General features: G+C 73.3%; 11 protein-coding genes and 1 riboswitch. Of the genes, 3 read left to right on the top strand and 8 right to left on the bottom strand.

The features are described 5' to 3' along the window. Nucleotides 1-94: 94 nt before the first annotated feature. The 3 genes from ACFY8W_RS36005 to ACFY8W_RS35995 all read right to left on the bottom strand — a co-directional run bounded on the left by ACFY8W_RS36005 (nt 95) and on the right by ACFY8W_RS35995 (nt 5,096). Nucleotides 95-1,300 (bottom strand): alkaline phosphatase family protein, encoded by a 1,206-nt coding sequence (locus ACFY8W_RS36005; protein ID WP_391114915.1) that lies wholly within the window; start codon nt 1,298-1,300, stop codon nt 95-97. Next, the gene (locus ACFY8W_RS36000) at nt 1,300-1,893 is read right to left on the bottom strand and encodes a DUF5998 family protein (RefSeq protein WP_391114913.1); all 594 of its coding nucleotides are present in this window, start codon (nt 1,891-1,893) and stop codon (nt 1,300-1,302) included. Before ACFY8W_RS36000 ends, ACFY8W_RS36005 begins: the two co-directional genes overlap by 1 nt. 74 nt (nt 1,894-1,967) lie before the next feature. Then, a complete protein-coding gene (locus tag ACFY8W_RS35995; RefSeq protein WP_391114910.1) occupies nt 1,968-5,096 on the bottom strand; it encodes a GNAT family N-acetyltransferase in 3,129 nt (1,042 codons plus the stop codon). Nucleotides 5,097-5,330: 234 nt separating this feature from the next. On the opposite strand from ACFY8W_RS35995, the gene ACFY8W_RS35990 reads away from it, so the two are divergent. Continuing rightward, a complete protein-coding gene (locus tag ACFY8W_RS35990) occupies nt 5,331-5,612 on the top strand; it encodes an HPr family phosphocarrier protein (RefSeq protein WP_391114908.1) in 282 nt (93 codons plus the stop codon). Between the two features lie 241 nt (nt 5,613-5,853). Here ACFY8W_RS35990 and ACFY8W_RS35985 read toward each other — a convergent pair whose 3' ends face one another. From ACFY8W_RS35985 to ACFY8W_RS35970, 4 genes are all read right to left on the bottom strand, one after another. Further along, complete coding sequence (locus ACFY8W_RS35985; RefSeq protein WP_391114906.1) at nt 5,854-6,537, bottom strand: FCD domain-containing protein; 684 nt, start codon at nt 6,535-6,537, stop codon at nt 5,854-5,856. A gap of 207 nt (nt 6,538-6,744) precedes the next feature. After that, the gene (locus ACFY8W_RS35980) at nt 6,745-7,515 is read right to left on the bottom strand and encodes a peptidoglycan DD-metalloendopeptidase family protein (RefSeq protein WP_391114905.1); all 771 of its coding nucleotides are present in this window, start codon (nt 7,513-7,515) and stop codon (nt 6,745-6,747) included. A 12-nt stretch (nt 7,516-7,527) separates the two neighbouring features. Continuing rightward, a riboswitch (cyclic di-AMP (ydaO/yuaA leader) is annotated at nt 7,528-7,692 on the bottom strand. Between the two features lie 202 nt (nt 7,693-7,894). Then, nucleotides 7,895-9,262 carry an insulinase family protein gene (locus ACFY8W_RS35975; protein ID WP_391115002.1) on the bottom strand — a complete coding sequence of 456 codons (1,368 nt, stop codon included), beginning with the start codon at nt 9,260-9,262 and terminating at the stop codon, nt 7,895-7,897. A gap of 26 nt (nt 9,263-9,288) precedes the next feature. Then, the gene (locus tag ACFY8W_RS35970) at nt 9,289-10,635 is read right to left on the bottom strand and encodes an insulinase family protein (RefSeq protein WP_391114903.1); all 1,347 of its coding nucleotides are present in this window, start codon (nt 10,633-10,635) and stop codon (nt 9,289-9,291) included. A 185-nt stretch (nt 10,636-10,820) separates the two neighbouring features. Here ACFY8W_RS35970 and ACFY8W_RS35965 point away from each other — a divergent pair, with 185 nt between their 5' ends. Further along, a complete protein-coding gene (locus ACFY8W_RS35965) occupies nt 10,821-13,277 on the top strand; it encodes a DNA topoisomerase (ATP-hydrolyzing) (protein WP_391114900.1) in 2,457 nt (818 codons plus the stop codon). A 128-nt stretch (nt 13,278-13,405) separates the two neighbouring features. Here the strand turns inward: ACFY8W_RS35965 and ACFY8W_RS35960 are convergent, their stop codons facing one another. Continuing rightward, nucleotides 13,406-14,065: a TetR/AcrR family transcriptional regulator C-terminal domain-containing protein gene (locus ACFY8W_RS35960; RefSeq protein WP_391114897.1), complete on the bottom strand. Its 660-nt coding sequence runs from the start codon at nt 14,063-14,065 to the stop codon at nt 13,406-13,408. 47 nt (nt 14,066-14,112) lie between these two features. Between ACFY8W_RS35960 and ACFY8W_RS35955 the strand changes: the two genes are divergently transcribed. Beyond that, nucleotides 14,113-15,630: an FAD-dependent monooxygenase gene (locus tag ACFY8W_RS35955; protein WP_391115000.1), complete on the top strand. Its 1,518-nt coding sequence runs from the start codon at nt 14,113-14,115 to the stop codon at nt 15,628-15,630. Nucleotides 15,631-15,679 lie beyond the last annotated feature (49 nt).

Genomic DNA, 15,679 nt, shown 5'->3' with positions numbered 1-15,679 from the left:
GGTCCGGGTCGATCCGGTCAGGGTCCGGTCCATCCGGTCCGGGTCGGGTCCGTCCGGTCCTGTCCGGTCCGGGCCGGCCTGGCCGCCCGCCGCCTCAGGAGCGTACTTCGAGCAACGGGACGAACTGCTCCGCCGCGGTCATGGAGCCGTGCATGCCCACCATGGCGGACTCGTTCGGCTCGTTGACGGAGGCCGTGATGGCGAGGTCGTCCTGGGCTGCGGCGACCACGTCGCCGATGCGCCCGTAGACCCGCTCGTCGATCCGGTCGCCGAACCAGCCGAGCGCGATGGCCTCGTCGCGGCTCGCGACCCAGAAGCGGTCGCCGAGGACCTCCCGCCAGCAGGTGAGGACGTCCGCCTCGGCGCCGCGGACCGCGTAGACGTGCCGGGCCCGGCCCTCGCCGCCGAGCAGGGCGACGCCGGCGCGCAGCTCCCAGTCCTCGTCGAAGTCGATCCGGTGGTCCTCGTCGAAGGGGATGTCGACCATGCCGTGGTCGGCGGTGACGTAGAGGGCCGCACGGGGCGGGAGCTGCTCGGCGAGCCGCTGGACCAGCCGGTCGACGAACATCAGCTGGCCGCGCCATGCGTCGGAGTCGACGCCGAAGCGGTGTCCGGCACCGTCGAGCTCGCTGTAGTACGTGTAGACGAGGGAGCGGTCGCCGGCTGCCAGCTGCTCGGCGGCGACGTCCATCCGCTCCTCGCCGGAGAGCCGGCCGTGGAACGTTCCGCCGCTCAGCGCGATCTTGGTGAGCGGGGTGTCCTGGAAGGCCGGGGACGAGACCTGGGCGGTGTGGATCCCGGCCTCGTCGGCGAGCCCGAAGACGGTGGGGTACGGCTGCCAGACGCGCGGCGAGGTCCAGGGCTTCCAGCGGAGCTGGTTCATCAGCTCGCCGGTGTCCGGGTTCCGCACGGTGTAGCCGGGCAGCCCGTGGGTGCCGGGGAAGAGCCCGGTGCCGACCGAGGCGAGCGAGGTCGCGGTGGTGGCGGGGAAGCCGGCGGTGAGCGGACGGCCGGTGCCGCCGCGGGAGGTCCCGAGCAGCGAGGTCAGGTAGGGCGCCTCGTCCGGGTGGGCCTTGATCTGCTCCCAGCCGAGGCCGTCGATGAGGAAGACGCAGTTGCGGTCGGCGGGCCGGAGCTCGGCGATCCGCGGCTCGCACCCGTTCACTCCCTGTCCGGCGACGAGCGTCGGGAGCAGGTCGCCGAGGGAACCGCTGCCGTATTCGGGGCGCGGCGCGGTGGCGGGGTCGAGCGGCACCGGCTCGTCCGGCCAGCCCTGTGCGACGGCGGCGGGCTGGACCATCAGCGGGCGGCCGGGGTCGTCGCGGTGGCCTCGGAGAGCGCCTGGGCGAAGGCGAGGGTCTGCCGGACGGTGTCCGGGCCGTCGCCGGCGTCGCTGACCCGGAGGCTGAGGTCGTCGGCGGTGGAGTTGCCGGTGTAGCCGTGGTCGGCGTCGCAGTTGGGGTCGCCGCAGGCGGCCGGCTCCAGGTCGATCCGGGAGACGGCGCCCCAGCCGATGGTGAGGACGACCTCACGGGGCAGGGTGCCCGGGGTGTACGACTCGGGATTGGCGACGACGCGGCTGACGACGACCGAGGAGATCCGGTCGAGCTTCACGGACTCGGTGGAGGTCGTGGCGTACGGCGTCGGGGAGCTGGTGTCGGCGGACTGCTCGTCGGTGTGGCTCACGATGAAACGGTTGGCCGTGAGGACGAGGACGGTGACGTGGCGCCGGACCTCGTTCGCGTCGAAGGTCGTCTCCTGGTGGACCACGTACGACGTGACGGCCTCGCCGCCGACGGCGGACTCCACCGCCTCGGCCACAAGGGCCGGGTAGTAGCCGCTGCGCTCGATCGCCGCGCGCAGCCCCTGGGTCGTCGTACCGGTCTTCGCCATGGACTCCATCCTACGGGGCTGTGGGCCCCCCTCCGGCCCTCCCGCGGCGCTCGTCGGCTCGGTCACGGGAGTGGTCAGTAGCTCGGGAGGCGGCGCGGGCCGAGGTCCGTGCGGGGCGGGGGCGGGGCGAGGCGCACGGTGGCGCCGAGGACGGACAGGCCGCGCGGGGCGACGACGACGGGTTCGAGGGAGACGGCGACGACCTCGGGGTGGTCGTCGACCAGCCGGGAGACCCGCAGCAGCAGTTCCTCCAGGGCGGGGGTGTCGACGGGGGCGGAGCCGCGCCAGCCGAAGAGGAGCGGGGCGGTGCGGATGGAGCGGACGAGTTCGGCGGCGTCCCGGTCGGTGGCGGGGACGAGCCGGTGGGACATGTCGCCGAGGAGTTCGGAGGCGGCGCCGGCGAGCCCGAAGGAGAGGACGGCGCCGACGGCGGGGTCGATCGCGGAGCGGACGACGGTGTCGACGCCTCGCGGGACCATGGCCTGGACGACCGGCTGGAGCTCCTCGGGCTTGCCGAGGGTGTCGGTGAGCTCCTCGTACGCCGTGCGCAGTTGTTCCTCGGTGGCCAGGTCGAGGCGTACGCCACCGAGGTCGGGGCGGTGGCGCAGGTGGGGTGCGGTGGTCTTGAGGGCGACGGGGAAACCGAGTCGGGCGGCGGCCCGTACGGCCTCGTCGGCGCTGGGTGCGGGCAGGGTGGGTCTGACCTCGACGCCGTACCGGCCGAGCAGCTCGCTGGTGTCGTCGGTGCCGAGGGTGACGCCGCGTTCGTCGGCGCCGGGCGCGCCGAGGGCCCGGTCGACGAGGGCGGCGGCGCCTGGCTCGTCGATCCGGTCGAACTCGGGGACGCGTCCCGGTTCGGCGGCCTGGCGGCGCCACTGGGCGTAGCGGACGGATTCGGCGAGGGCGCGGACGGCGCGCTCGGCAGCCGGGTAGGCGGGGATGACGCCGGGCACGGGCGCGGCCGGCGGCGCCGGGGCCGCGTCCGGCTCGGGGACGGCCGCCGGGGGCAGGGGCGCGGCCGGGGCCGCCGGCCCGGCGGGCGGTGCGGCGGGCGTCGCGGGCCCGGCGGGCGTCCCAGATCCGGCGGGCGTCCCAGATCCGGCGGGCGTCGCCGGCCCGGCGGGCGGTGCGGCGGGCGTCGCGGGCCCGGCGGGCGTCCTAGATCCGGCGGGCGTCGCCGGCCCGGCGGGCGTCGCCGGTGCGGCGGGCGTCGCGGGCCCGGCGGGCGTCGCGGGTGCGGGCGTCGCGGGCGTGGCGGGTGCGGGCGTCGCCGGTGCGGCGGGTGCGGGCGTCGCCGGTGCGGCGGGGCGGGTGCGGGTGGCCTCGGAGAGGGCCTCGGCGAGGGCGCCCATTTCGACGTGGACGACGACGACCGGCTTCGCCGGTCCGGGGCCGGGTGCGGCGGTGACGGCGGAGCGGAGTGCGGCGGCCAGGACCTCGCCGTCCCCGGACTCGATGGCTCCGTTCTCCCCGACCCAGGGGATGGCGGTGACGACTACGGCGTCGCAGGCGTCGTCGGCGAGGGCTGCGGTGAGTGCGGCGCGGAAGTCGGCGGGCGTGGCGCCCGTGGTCAGGTCGAGGGGCCGCAGCGGGCGCAGGCCTTCGGTGAGGCAGGCGTCGTAGGTGAGCAGGCCGAGCGACTCGGAGTTGCCGAGGATGGCGACGCGCGGGCCCGCGGGCAGCGGCTGCTCGGCGAGCAGGAGGCCGGCGTCGACGAGCTCGGTGACGGTGTCGACGCGGATGACGCCGGCCTGCCGCAGCAGGGCGGCGACGGTGGCGTGCGGGATACGGGTGACGGGGACGCGGTGGCCGGGCGGGGCGCTGCCGCTGTGCCGGGCGCCCTTGACGACCACGACGGGCTTGACGGCGGCGGTCCGGCGGGCGAGCCGGGTGAACTTCCGCGGATTGCCGATCGACTCCAGGTAGAGCAGGACGACGTCGGTGGCGGGGTCGTCGTACCAGTGCTGGAGGAGGTCGTTGCCCGAGACGTCGGCGCGGTTGCCGGCGGAGAGGAACGAGGAGATCCCGGCGCCGCGCCGGTGGAGTCCGGCGAGGAGGGCGATGCCGATGGCGCCGGACTGGGTGAAGAGCCCGATCCGTCCGGTGGCCGGCATCTGGGGCGCGAGGGAGGCGTTCAGCCGTACGGGTTCGGCCGTGTTGATGATGCCGAAGGCGTTCGGCCCGATGATCCGCATCCCGTACGAGCGGGCCTGGCGGACCAGGGCGCGCTGGCGCTCGCGGCCCTCGGGCCCGCTCTCGGCGTATCCGGCGGACAGGACGACGAGTCCGCGGACGCCGTGTTCGCCGCAGTCGGCGACGGCCTCGGGGACGCGCTCGGCGGGGACGGCGACGACGGCGAGGTCGACGGGCTCGCCGATGTCGGCGACGGAACGGAAGGCGGGCACGCCCTCCAGCTCGTGCGGGCGGCCCTCCTGCAGTGCGGCGTTGACCGCGTGGACGCGCCCGGTGTAGCCGGCGTCGAGGAGGTTGCGCAGCACGGTGCGGCCGACGCCGCCGGGCGCGCGGCCGACGCCGATCACGGCGACGGAGCCGGGGGCGAGGAGTCGCTGCACGGACCGGGCCTCGGCACGCTGTTCCCGGGCGCGCTGGACGGCGAGCGAGCGGTCCGTGGGTTCCAGGTCGAGGTGGAGGCGGACGGAGCCGTCCTCGAAGCTGCGCTTCTGGGTGTAGCCGGCGTCCGTGAAGACCTTGATCATCTTGGTGTTGGCGGGCAGCACCTCGGCGGCGAACCGCCGGATGCCGCGCTCGCGGGCGACCGCCGCGATGTGTTCGAGCAGCGCGGAGGCGACGCCGCGGCCCTGGTGGGCGTCCTGGACGAGGAAGGCGACCTCGGCCTCGTCGGCGGGTGCCGAGGCGGGCCGGCCCAGCTCGTTGATGCGGTCGTAGCGCACGGTGGCGATGAACTCGCCGCCGACGGTCGCCGCGAGCCCGACCCGGTCGACGAAGTCGTGGTGGGTGAAGCGGTGGACGTCCTTGGCGGAGAGGCGCGGGTAGGGCGCGAAGAAGCGGTAGTACTTCGACTCGTCCGAGACCTGCTCGTAGAAGCTGACCAGCCGCTCGGCGTCGTCGGCGGTGATGGGCCTGACGCGCGCGGTGCCGCCGTCCCGGAGGACCACGTCCGCTTCCCAGTGGTCGGGGTAGGCGTGCTCCGGCTGCCCCGACTGTTCCGACGCGCTCTGCATGGGGCAAGCGTACGGCCGGGGTACGACAGTGGCACCGGGCGTGCGCGAGGGTCGCACCGGCCGTGCGGGGCACGGTCCCGCGCGGCACCGGCGCATCGCTCGCGCCCGGGGTTCGCGCCGTGCAAGGTAGGGAGGGCCGAACGGCCGCGGCCTCGGGCCGAAGGTCGGTACGAGCACCTCGGCACCCATGAGAGACTGGTCTAGACAACCGCTGAAAGTTGAAGGGCAACCACCATGGCTGAGCGCCGCGTCAACGTCGGCTGGGCCGAGGGCCTGCACGCCCGCCCCGCCTCCATCTTCGTCCGTGCCGCCACGGCCGCCGGCGTCCCCGTGACGATCGCCAAGGCCGAAGGCAACCCGGTCAACGCCGCGTCCATGCTCGCGGTGCTCGGCCTGGGCGCCCAGGGCGGCGAGGAGATCGTGCTCGCTTCGGACGCCGACGGCGCCGAGGTCGCGCTCGACCGACTGGCGAAGCTGGTGGCCGAGGGTCTCGAGGAGCTCCCCGAGACCGTCTGACCCGTCACCTCCCCGACGACGGATCGCGAAGCGGCCGTGTCCTCCGGTTCTCCGGCGGGCACGGCCGTTTTCCTTTCCCGGCGCGGAGTCCGGCCCGGCGAGAAATGCGGGAATCGAAATTCCCGTACGCGCACCACACGGCGCTCACCGCACACAGACTCCGCACGTCACGGAAATCCGATTTCAGGCAGCACAGAACAGTCGGGCAAGAATTCCCGCCTCTTTGTATACGACCTCTGGGTTAATTCTTCGGTCCCGCACTGTTTACGGCATGTTGCGAAACCCTCACACGCGGCCGGTCCGCCTGTTTCAGCCGGTGCAGCGGCACGGCGCGCTCCACGTGCAGCGCCGTCAGGGCCCGGGCCCGCTCGGCGTCGCGCCGGGCGACGGCGTCCACGATCGCCCCGTGCTCGGCCCAGGACTCGGCAGGCCGCTCCGGCGGCTCGACCGCGTACATCCAGGCGATCTTGTGCCGCAGCTGGGTGAGCAGCGTCGTGAGCGGCGGACTGCCCGAGGCCTGGGCGAGGGTCTCGTGGAACCAGCCGCCGAGAGCCGCCAGGTCCTCGCCGCGGTTGCTCCTGGCCCGCTCCTGGCCCAGTCTGACCAGGCCGCGCAGCACCTTGAGGTGGGCGTCGGTGCGGCGCTGTGCCGCCCGGGCGGCACCCAGCGGCTCCAGCAGGGACCGCATGTCGAGCAGGTCGGCGGCCTCCTGGACGGTGGGCTCGGCGACATGGGCGCCGGCGTGCCGGCGGCTCACCACGAAGCCCTCGGACTCCAGGGTGCGCAGCGCCTCGCGGACCGGCACGCGGGAGACGCCGTAGCGGCGGGCGAGCTGTTCCTCGGTCAGTCTGGCGCCCCGCGCGTACACCCCGGAGACGATGTCGTCCCGGATCGCCGTGCATACCGAGTGCGCGGGAATGCGCATGTCCGACCTCCGAATTCGTCCGCGCGAAACCCCCGTCGGGCGGCGCCTGTCCGGCGACTCTATTGCAGGACGGCGGAATTTCCGATGGCGCCCGGTGACAAAGAACGCAAAAAGCCCCGGCTCTTTTCGAGCCGGGGCTTTCGTGCGGGATCCGTGCGCCGGAACGCGCGGGATACGCGCGCCGGACGCCCGCCTCGGGCGTCCGCGTCAGACGTTGACGCCGCGGGCGCGCAGGTAGGAGATCGGGTTGATGTCGGAGCCGTAGTCCGCGCCGGTGCGCGCCTCGAAGTGGAGGTGCGGGCCGGTGGAGTTGCCGGACGAGCCGGAGACGCCGATCTGCTCGCCCGGGGTGACCTTCTGGCCGACGCGGACGGTGATGGCGGAGAGGTGGCCGTACTGGGTGTACGTGCCGTCGTTCATCCGGATCACGATGTTGTTGCCGTACGCGCCGCCCCAGCCGGCCTCGACGACGGTGCCGGAGCCGACGGACACGACCTTGGTGCCGTAGGCGGCGTGGAAGTCGATGCCGGAGTGGCTGCCGGAGGACCAGAGCGAGCCGCCGGTCTTGTAGCCGGTGCTCACGTACGAGCCGGCGACGGGGAGCTGGAAGGAGGCCAGGCGCTTGCGCTCGGCCTCACGGGCGGCGCGCTCCTTGGCCTCGCGGATCTCCTTGGCGCGGGCCTCGGCCTTGCGCTTCGCCTCGGCGGCGGCCTTGATGCGGGCCTCGGCCTCGACGGCGGCCTTCTCCTGGCCGGCGGCCTGGGCGTCGACGCGCTCGGCGAGGGACTCCTCGGCGATCACCTGGGTGAGGCCGGTGTCCTCGAGGGAGGTGTCGTCCGTGTCGGCGGCGAGCGCCGGGGAGGCGAGGGTGCCGATGACGCCGGTGGTGGCGAGCGTCGCCACGCCGGCGATGCCGGCGCTGCGGCGCGCCATCCGGCTCGGACCACGATGCTTCCCGGTGGCACGGGTGAACGCCATGTAGTGGCTGATCCTTTCCTTCCCTCTCGCCTACCGGGTTAGCTGACGGGTTCGGAGCAGGAAGGTCTCCTACGGGCCCCTCCGCCTGAGCGAAGGCGTCCGATTCACCCCAGGGACTGCGTGTGGGTCCCCGGCTCCCCAGGCTCGCGCCTCAGGGGGACTCGGCGATGACTGTCCGTTGCCGCGGATGCGGCGTCGTGCAACGGCCGGACAGCCGGGTCGACGCTAGGCCGATCTTCTGTCAATCGCCAAACACACTCGCCCGTTTGTAAGACATGCCACAGGGCAGAAGACCACGCTCCTCAGCAATACGGACAAAGGGGAGGACCCCGACGAACGTGGTCGTCGGGGTCCTCTCCGCCGTGTGACAGCGGCTCAATCAGCCGCTGACGACGGTCACTTCACCGATGCCGAGCGCCCGCACCGGCTCCGCGATCTGCGCCGCGTCGCCGACCAGGACCGTCACGAGCCGGTCCACCGGGAAGGCGTTGACCACGGCCGCGGTCGCCTCCACCGTGCCCGTCTCGGCGAGCCGCGCGTACAACTGCGCCTGGTAGTCGTCCGGGAGGTGCTGCTCGACCTGGTCGGCCAGCGTCCCGGCGACGGACGCGGCCGTCTCGTACTTCAGCGGGGCCACGCCCACCAGGTTCTGCACGGCCACGTCGCGCTCCGCGTCCGTCAGGCCCTCGGCGGCCAGGGTGCGCAGCACCTTCCACAGGTCGTCAAGTGCCGGACCCGTGTTGGGAGTGTCGACCGAGCCGCTGATGGCGAGCATCGAGGCGCCGTTGCCGGCGCCGTCGGAACGCAGCACCTGGCCGAAGGCCCGCACGCCGTACGTGTAGCCCTTCTCCTCGCGCAGGACGCGGTCCAGACGGGAGGTGAGGGTGCCGCCGAGGCAGTACGTGCCGAGCACCTGGGCGGCCCACACACGGTCGTGGCGGTCCGCGCCGACGCGGCCGATGAGCAGCTGCGTCTGGACGGCGCCGGGCCGGTCCACGATGACGACCCGGCCGGTGTCGTCGGCCGTGACGGGCGGCATCGGGCGCGGCGCGGCCGGCTTGCCGCTCCAGGCGCCGAGGGTGTCCGCGAGCACCTTGTCCAGGTCGACACCGGTCAGGTCGCCGACCACGACGGCGGTGGCGGCGGCCGGACGGACGTGCGCGTCGTAGAAGGCGCGCACGGCGGCGGCGTCGATCGCGGCGACCGTCTCCTCGGTGCCCTGGCGCGGCCGGGACATGCGCGAGGCGGCCGGGAACAGCTCCTTGGAGAGCTGCTTGGCGGCGCGACGGCCCGGATTGGCCGTCTCGTGCGGGATCTCGTCCAGCCGGTTGCGGACCAGCCGCTCGACCTCGGTCTCGACGAACGCCGGGGCGATCAGGGCCTCGGAGAGCAGGCCGAGCGCTTTGGGGAGCCGGGAGACCGGCACCTCGAGGGAGACCCGTACGCCAGGGTGGTCGGCGTGCGCGTCCAGGGTGGCGCCGCAGCGCTCCAGCTCGGCGGCGAACTCCTCGGCCGAGTGCTGGTCGGTGCCCTCGGACAGGGCCCTGGCCATGATCGTGGCGACGCCGTCCAGGCCCTCGGGCTCGGCGTCCAGCGGGGCGTCGAGGAAGATCTCGACGGCCACCACCTGCTGGCCGGGGCGGTGGCAGCGCAGCACGGTCAGACCGTTGTCGAGCGCGCCGCGCTCCGGGGCCGGGAAGGCCCAGGGCTTCGCGTCGCCCGGCGTGGGCTGCGGGTGGAAGGTCATGCTGGTCAAAGACGTGGCGGCGTCGGTCACCGGTCCGCTCCCTCTTCCTCGTCGCTGTCGGTCCCGTCGGCGGCGTCGCCCACCGGCTCGTAGACCAGGACGGCGCGGTTGTCCGGGCGGAGCCGGGCCTTGGCGACCTCCTGCACCTCCTCGGCGGTGATGTCGAGGACCCGGTCGACGGCGGTCAGGGCGAGCTGCGGGTCGCCGAAGAGCACCGCGTACCGGCACAGTTCGTCGGCGCGGCCGGCGACGGTGCCGAGCCGGTCCAGCCACTCGCGCTCCAACTGGGCCTGGGCGCGCTCCATCTCCTCGGGCGTCGGGCCCTCGGCGGCGAAGCGGGCGAGCTCCTCGTCGACGGCCGCCTCGATCTGCGGCACCTCGACGCCGCCGGAGGTCTTGACGTCCAGCCAGCCGAGCGAGGGCGCGCCGGCGAGCCGGAGCAGGCCGAAGCCGGCGGCCACGGCGGTACGGTCCCGGCGGACCAGCCGGTTGTGCAGGCGGGAGGACTCGCCGCCGCCCAGGACGGTCAGGGCCAGGTCGGCCGCGTCGCACGCGCGCGTGCCGTCGTGCGGCAGCCGGTAGGCGGCCATCAGGGCGCGGGCCGGGACCTCCTCCTCGATGACCTCGCGGCGCTGCTCGCCGATGACCTCGGGCAGGTCGCCGGGGCGCGGCTCGGGCTTGCCGTCGTGCCCGGGGATGGAGCCGAAGTACTTCTCCACCCAGGCGAGGGTCTGCTCGGGGTCGATGTCGCCGACGACCGAGAGCACCGCGTTGTTCGGCGCGTAGTACGTGCGGAAGAAGTTCCGCGCGTCTTCCAGGGTGGCGGCGTCCAGGTCGGCCATCGAGCCGATCGGGGTGTGGTGGTACGGGTGGCCCTCCGGGTACGCGAGGGCGGTGAGGCGCTCGAACGCGGTGCCGTAGGGCACGTTGTCGTAGCGCTGGCGGCGCTCGTTCTTGACGACGTCGCGCTGGTTCTCCATGGAGACGTCGTCGAGGGCGGTGAGCAGCGAGCCCATGCGGTCGGCCTCCAGCCAGAGCGCGAGCTCCAGCTGGTGCGCGGGCATGGTCTCGAAGTAGTTGGTGCGCTCGAAGCTCGTCGTGCCGTTGAGCGAGCCGCCCGCGCCCTGCACCAGCTCGAAGTGGCCGTTGCCGTGGACCTGCTTCGAGCCCTGGAACATCAGGTGCTCGAAGAGGTGGGCGAGACCGGTGAGGCCCTTGACCTCGTGACGGGAACCGACGTCGTACCAGAGGCAGACCGCCGCGACCGGGGTCAGGTGGTCCTCCGAGAGCACCACGCGCAGGCCGTTGGCCAGCCGGTGCTCGGTCGCTGTCAGTCCGCCGGAGCCGGCCTCGGCCTCAGCCGTGTGACCCATGGGCGTGTGTCCCTTCGATCGCGATCGGGAAAAGTCCTGCCACTGTATGCAAGCGCGCCGACACCTGGCGAAGTTCCCGGCCGCATCCGAAGTCCCTCTTCCGGGTCGCGGTCGGCGTTGTCGGAGCCACGGTCCACAATGGTCCGCGTCAGATCAACCTTGTTGGTGAAGGAGCCGCAGCCGCGATGGCCCGCCGCAGCACGAAGACACCGCCGCCGGACGACGCGTTCGAGGAGCGAATCCTCGACATCGACGTCGTTGACGAGATGCAGGGCTCCTTCCTCGAGTACGCGTACTCGGTGATCTACTCGCGCGCGCTGCCCGACGCCCGCGACGGCATGAAGCCCGTACAGCGGCGCATCGTCTACCAGATGAACGAGATGGGCCTGCGGCCCGACCGGGGCTTCGTCAAGTGCGCCCGGGTCGTCGGCGAGGTCATGGGCAAGCTGCACCCGCACGGCGACGCGTCCATCTACGACGCGATGGTCCGCATGGCACAGCCCTTCTCCATGCGCGTGCCGCTGGTCGACGGCCACGGCAACTTCGGCTCCCTCGGCAACGACGACCCGCCGGCCGCGATGCGGTACACGGAGTCGCGGATGGCGCCGGCCGCGCTCCTGATGACGGAGTCCATCGACGAGGACACCGTCGACTTCGCGCCCAACTACGACGGCCAGGAGCGGGAGCCGGTCGCGCTCCCCGCCGCGTACCCGAACCTGCTGGTCAACGGCGCTTCCGGCATCGCGGTCGGCATGGCCACGAACATGCCCCCGCACAACCTGGCGGAGGTCGTCGCGGCCGCCCGCCACCTGATCCGCTACCCGAACGCGGACCTGGAAGCGCTCATGCGCTTCGTGCCCGGCCCCGACCTGCCCACCGGCGGCCGGATCGTCGGCCTGTCCGGCATCAAGGACGCGTACGAGACGGGCCGCGGCACCTTCAAGATCCGCGCGACGGCCACCGTGGAGAACGTGACGGCGCGCCGCAAGGGCATCGTCGTCACCGAGCTGCCCTTCACCGTCGGCCCCGAGAAGGTCATCTCCAAGATCAAGGACCTGGTCGGTTCCAAGAAGCTCCAGGGCATCGCCGACGTCAAGGACCTCACGGACCGCAACCACGGCCTGCGCCTGGTCATCGAGGTGAAGAACGGCTTCGTGCCGGAGGCGGTCCTGGAGCAGCTCTACAAGCTGACGCCGATGGAGGAGTCCTTCGGCATCAACAACGTGGCCCTGGTCGACGGCCAGCCGCTCACCCTCGGCCTCAAGGAGCTGCTGGAGGTCTACCTCGACCACCGCTTCGAGGTGGTCCGGCGACGTTCGGAGTTCCGCCGCGGCAAGAAGCGGGACCGGCTCCACCTGGTGGAGGGCCTGCTCGTCGCGCTCCTCGACATCGACGAGGTCATCCGGCTCATCCGGGAGAGCGAGAACTCGGCGGAGGCCAAGGAGCGCCTGATCGAGCGCTTCTCGCTGAGCGAGATCCAGACGCAGTACATCCTGGACACGCCGCTGCGCCGGCTCACCAAGTTCGACCGCCTGGAGCTGGAGAGCGAGCGCGACAGGCTCAACGGCGAGATCGACGAGCTGACCGGGATCCTGGATTCCGACGCGGAGCTGCGCAAGCTGGTGTCGGCGGAACTGGCGGCGGTCTCGAAGAAGTTCGGCACCGACCGGCGCACGGTCCTGCTGGAGTCGGCGGGCGCGCCGACCGCGGCCGTGTCCCTGGAGGTCGCGGACGACCCGTGCCGGGTGCTGCTCTCGTCGACCGGTCTGCTGGCCCGCACGGTGACGGAGGACCTGCCTGCGGCGGAGGACGGCAAGCGCGCCAAGCACGACGTGATCGTCTCGACGGTGGCGGCGACCCAGCGCGGTGACGTCGGCGTGGTGACCTCGGGCGGCCGGCTGCTGCGGGTCGCGGTGATCGACCTGCCGCAGCTGCCCGACACGGCCGCGGCGCCGAACCTGGCGGGCGGGGCGCCCCTGGCGGAGTTCGTCACCCTGGAGGCGGACGAGACGGTGGTCTGCCTGACCACGCTGGAGGAGGCCTCGCCGGGTCTGGCGATCGGCACCCTGCAGGGCGTGGTCAAGCGCGTGGTGCCGGACTACCCGGCGAACAAGGACGAGCTGGAGGTCATCACCCTCAAGGACGGTGACCGGATCGTCGGCGCGACCGAGCTGCGTACGGGCGAGGAGGACCTGGTCTTCATCACCTCCGACGCCCAGCTGCTGCGCTACCCGGCCTCGCAGGTGCGGCCGCAGGGCCGTCCCGCGGGCGGCATGGCCGGAATCAAGCTGTCGACGGGCGCCGAGGTGCTGTCCTTCACGGCGGTGGACCCGGCTGTGGACGCGGTGGTGTTCACGGTCGCCGGTTCGACCGGCACGCTGGACGCCTCGGCCGGCACCTCGGCGAAGCTGACGCCCTTCGACCAGTACCCGCGCAAGGGCCGCGCCACCGGTGGTGTGCGCTGCCAGCGCTTCCTGAAGGGCGAGGACGTGCTCGTCCTGGCCTGGGCGGGTGCCACTCCGGCCCGCGCCGCGCAGAAGAACGGCACTCCGGTGGACCTGCCGGAGCCCGACCCGCGCCGTGACGGCTCGGGGACGCCGCTGCCCAAGGCGGTCGAGGTGGTGGCCGGCCCGGCGAACTAGGCCCCGTCAGGCGGGTCAGGGCCGGTCGGGCAACTGACCGGCCGGCCCTGACCCGGGACGCAGGGTCCGGATTTCTGCACACGCCCCCCGTTCCGCGCCGTCAGGCGCGGGGCCGGGGCGTCGTCGTGTCACGCGCCGGGCGCGTAGGTCGCCTCGATCCCCGCGACGATCAGGCGCAGTCCCTCCTCGAAGCCGCTGTCGTGGTCGGTGAAGATCTCCGCCCCGGCGGCCGCCGCGAGCGGGAACCCGGCGAGGCGTTCCGCGCGCTCGTCGACGTCGAAGCCCTCGCGGGGCTGTCCGGGCACGGGCTCGGTGCCCTGTTCCTCGGTGACGAAGCCGAGGGTGTACATGTACGCGGTGGTGCTGGCGCGCACCGCGTCGCGCAGCGAGAAGCCCGCCTCGACGAGCGCCCCGAGCTGCTCCTCCATGTCGGCGGCGTGGTCGGTGCCGGTGAACCGGGCGCCGCTGTAGACCTTGGCGCCGTCGCGGTAGCGCAGCAGTCCGGCGCGCAGTCCCCGGTTGGCCGCGAGGATCCGTTCCTGCCAGCTCACGTCACCGGCCGGGCGGGCGGCGGGATCGGCGGTCATCTGCCGGTACATGACGGTCGCCATCTCGTCGAGCAGCGCCTGCTTGTTCTTGAAGTGCCAGTACAGGGCGGGCGCCTGGACGTTCAGCTCCTGGGCGATCGCGCGCAGGGTCAGCCCTTCGAGGCCGCGCTCGTTCAGCAGGCTCAGGGCGGTCTCCGCCACCGTCTCGGGTGCCAGCCGGGTCGTCTTCTTGGTCGCCACCCCGTCACGTTATCCCCTTGACAGCTTAACGGCGTTAAGGAGATGCTCTGTCAGGTCGGAACTTAACGACGTTAAGGACGCGGAGGAGCGGAGACATGGACACGGATGTCGTCATCGTCGGAGCGGGTCCCACGGGACTGGTGCTCGCCATCGACCTCGCCCGCCGGGGCGTGCGCGCCCTCCTCGTGGAGAAGGCGGACCAGCTCTTCCCCGGCTCGCGGGGCAAGGGGCTGCAGCCCCGCAGCCAGGAGGTGTTCGACGACCTCGGCGTGCTGCCGGGGATCCTGGCCGCCGGATCCGCCTACCCGCGGATGCTCGCCTGGGAGGGCGCCGAGCGTCAGGGCGAGTGGGACATGCTGGAGCGCTCCGAGCCGACCGAACAGGTCCCGTACGCGGAGGTGCTGCTCATCCCGCAGTCCCGCACCCAGGAGCTGCTGTACGCGCGCCTGCTGGAGCTCGGCGGCGCGGTCCGCTTCGGCGCGGCCCTCACCGGCTTCCGCCAGGACGAGGACGGCGTGACGGCGGAGCTGTCCACCGGCGGGACGGTGCGGGCGGCCTACCTGGTCGCGGCCGACGGCGGTCGCTCCACGGTGCGCCGGGGGCTCGGCATCGGCATGACCGGCGAGACCGTCGACCCGCGCCCCATGCTGGTCGCGGACCTCCGCCTCTCCCCCGGCGCCGTCGTCGACCGCGGCAACTGGCACATCTGGGCGAAGGCACCGGGCGGCGGCGTGGCGCTGTGCCCGCTGCCCGGCGGTGACACCTTCCAGCTCGTCGCCGGGTTCGAGGACGAGACCGCCGCCGTGGACACCTCGCCCGGGGCCGTCCGCGCTCTCCTCGCCGAGCGCACCCCGCTCACCGGGGACGAGGTCGTCGAGGTGCTGTGGGCCTCGGACTTCCGTGCCCGGGCGGCGATGGCGGACCGCTTCCGCGACGGCCGGGTCCTGCTCGCCGGTGACGCCGCCCATGTGCACTCGCCGGCCGGCGGCCAGGGCCTCAACACGAGCGTCCAGGACGCGTACAACCTCGGCTGGAAGCTGGGCCAGGTGCTGCGGCACGGCGCACCGACCGCGCTGCTCGACTCCTACGAGGCCGAGCGGCAGCCCGTGGCCGCCGACGTCCTCGGCCTCAGCACCCGCATCCACCGGGCGAGCGCCGAGGGCCGCGGCACCCAGCGGGGCGCCGAGGTCCAGCAGCTCGGACTCGGGTACCGGGACTCCGCGCTCAGCGTGGAGACGCGCGCCGGACTCACCGAGGACGCGCTGCGGGCGGGCGACCGCGCCCCGGACGGGCCGTACGGCGCGGCCCGCCTGTTCGACCTGTTCCGGGGGCCGCACTTCACGCTGCTCGCGGTCGGCGTCCCGCTCCCGGCCGTGCGGACCGATGCGATACGCGCGGCCCGCCTCGACGCGTACGAGTCGTACGGCACGGGACTCTTCCTGATCCGCCCCGACGGCTACGTGGGCTGGGCCGGCGCGAACGCGGACGGCCTCGACGCCTACCTGGCGGCGGTCGGCGCCGGAGGTCCGGAGCGCCCCAGGGACCTCGTCACCGCCGACGCGTAACCCTCTGGTACGGCTCCGTCTCCGCCGCGCGGCCGAGGCGGACCCGACA

Source organism: Streptomyces sp. NPDC012637 (genome assembly GCF_042954805.1).
In the GTDB taxonomy this organism is placed as follows: domain Bacteria; phylum Actinomycetota; class Actinomycetes; order Streptomycetales; family Streptomycetaceae; genus Streptomyces.
This window is presented reverse-complemented; position numbering and strand designations above follow the sequence as displayed.

Coding starts and splice junctions, on each gene's coding strand:
- ACFY8W_RS35980 (WP_391114905.1), bottom strand. CDS start 7,515: ATGGCGTTCACCCGTGCCACCGGGAAGCATCGTGGTCCGAGCCGGATG.
- ACFY8W_RS35965 (WP_391114900.1), top strand. CDS start 10,821: ATGGCCCGCCGCAGCACGAAGACACCGCCGCCGGACGACGCGTTCGAG.
- ACFY8W_RS35975 (WP_391115002.1), bottom strand. CDS start 9,262: ATGACCTTCCACCCGCAGCCCACGCCGGGCGACGCGAAGCCCTGGGCC.
- ACFY8W_RS35990 (WP_391114908.1), top strand. CDS start 5,331: ATGGCTGAGCGCCGCGTCAACGTCGGCTGGGCCGAGGGCCTGCACGCC.
- ACFY8W_RS36000 (WP_391114913.1), bottom strand. CDS start 1,893: ATGGCGAAGACCGGTACGACGACCCAGGGGCTGCGCGCGGCGATCGAG.
- ACFY8W_RS36005 (WP_391114915.1), bottom strand. CDS start 1,300: ATGGTCCAGCCCGCCGCCGTCGCACAGGGCTGGCCGGACGAGCCGGTG.
- ACFY8W_RS35970 (WP_391114903.1), bottom strand. CDS start 10,635: ATGGGTCACACGGCTGAGGCCGAGGCCGGCTCCGGCGGACTGACAGCG.
- ACFY8W_RS35995 (WP_391114910.1), bottom strand. CDS start 5,096: ATGCAGAGCGCGTCGGAACAGTCGGGGCAGCCGGAGCACGCCTACCCC.
- ACFY8W_RS35985 (WP_391114906.1), bottom strand. CDS start 6,537: ATGCGCATTCCCGCGCACTCGGTATGCACGGCGATCCGGGACGACATC.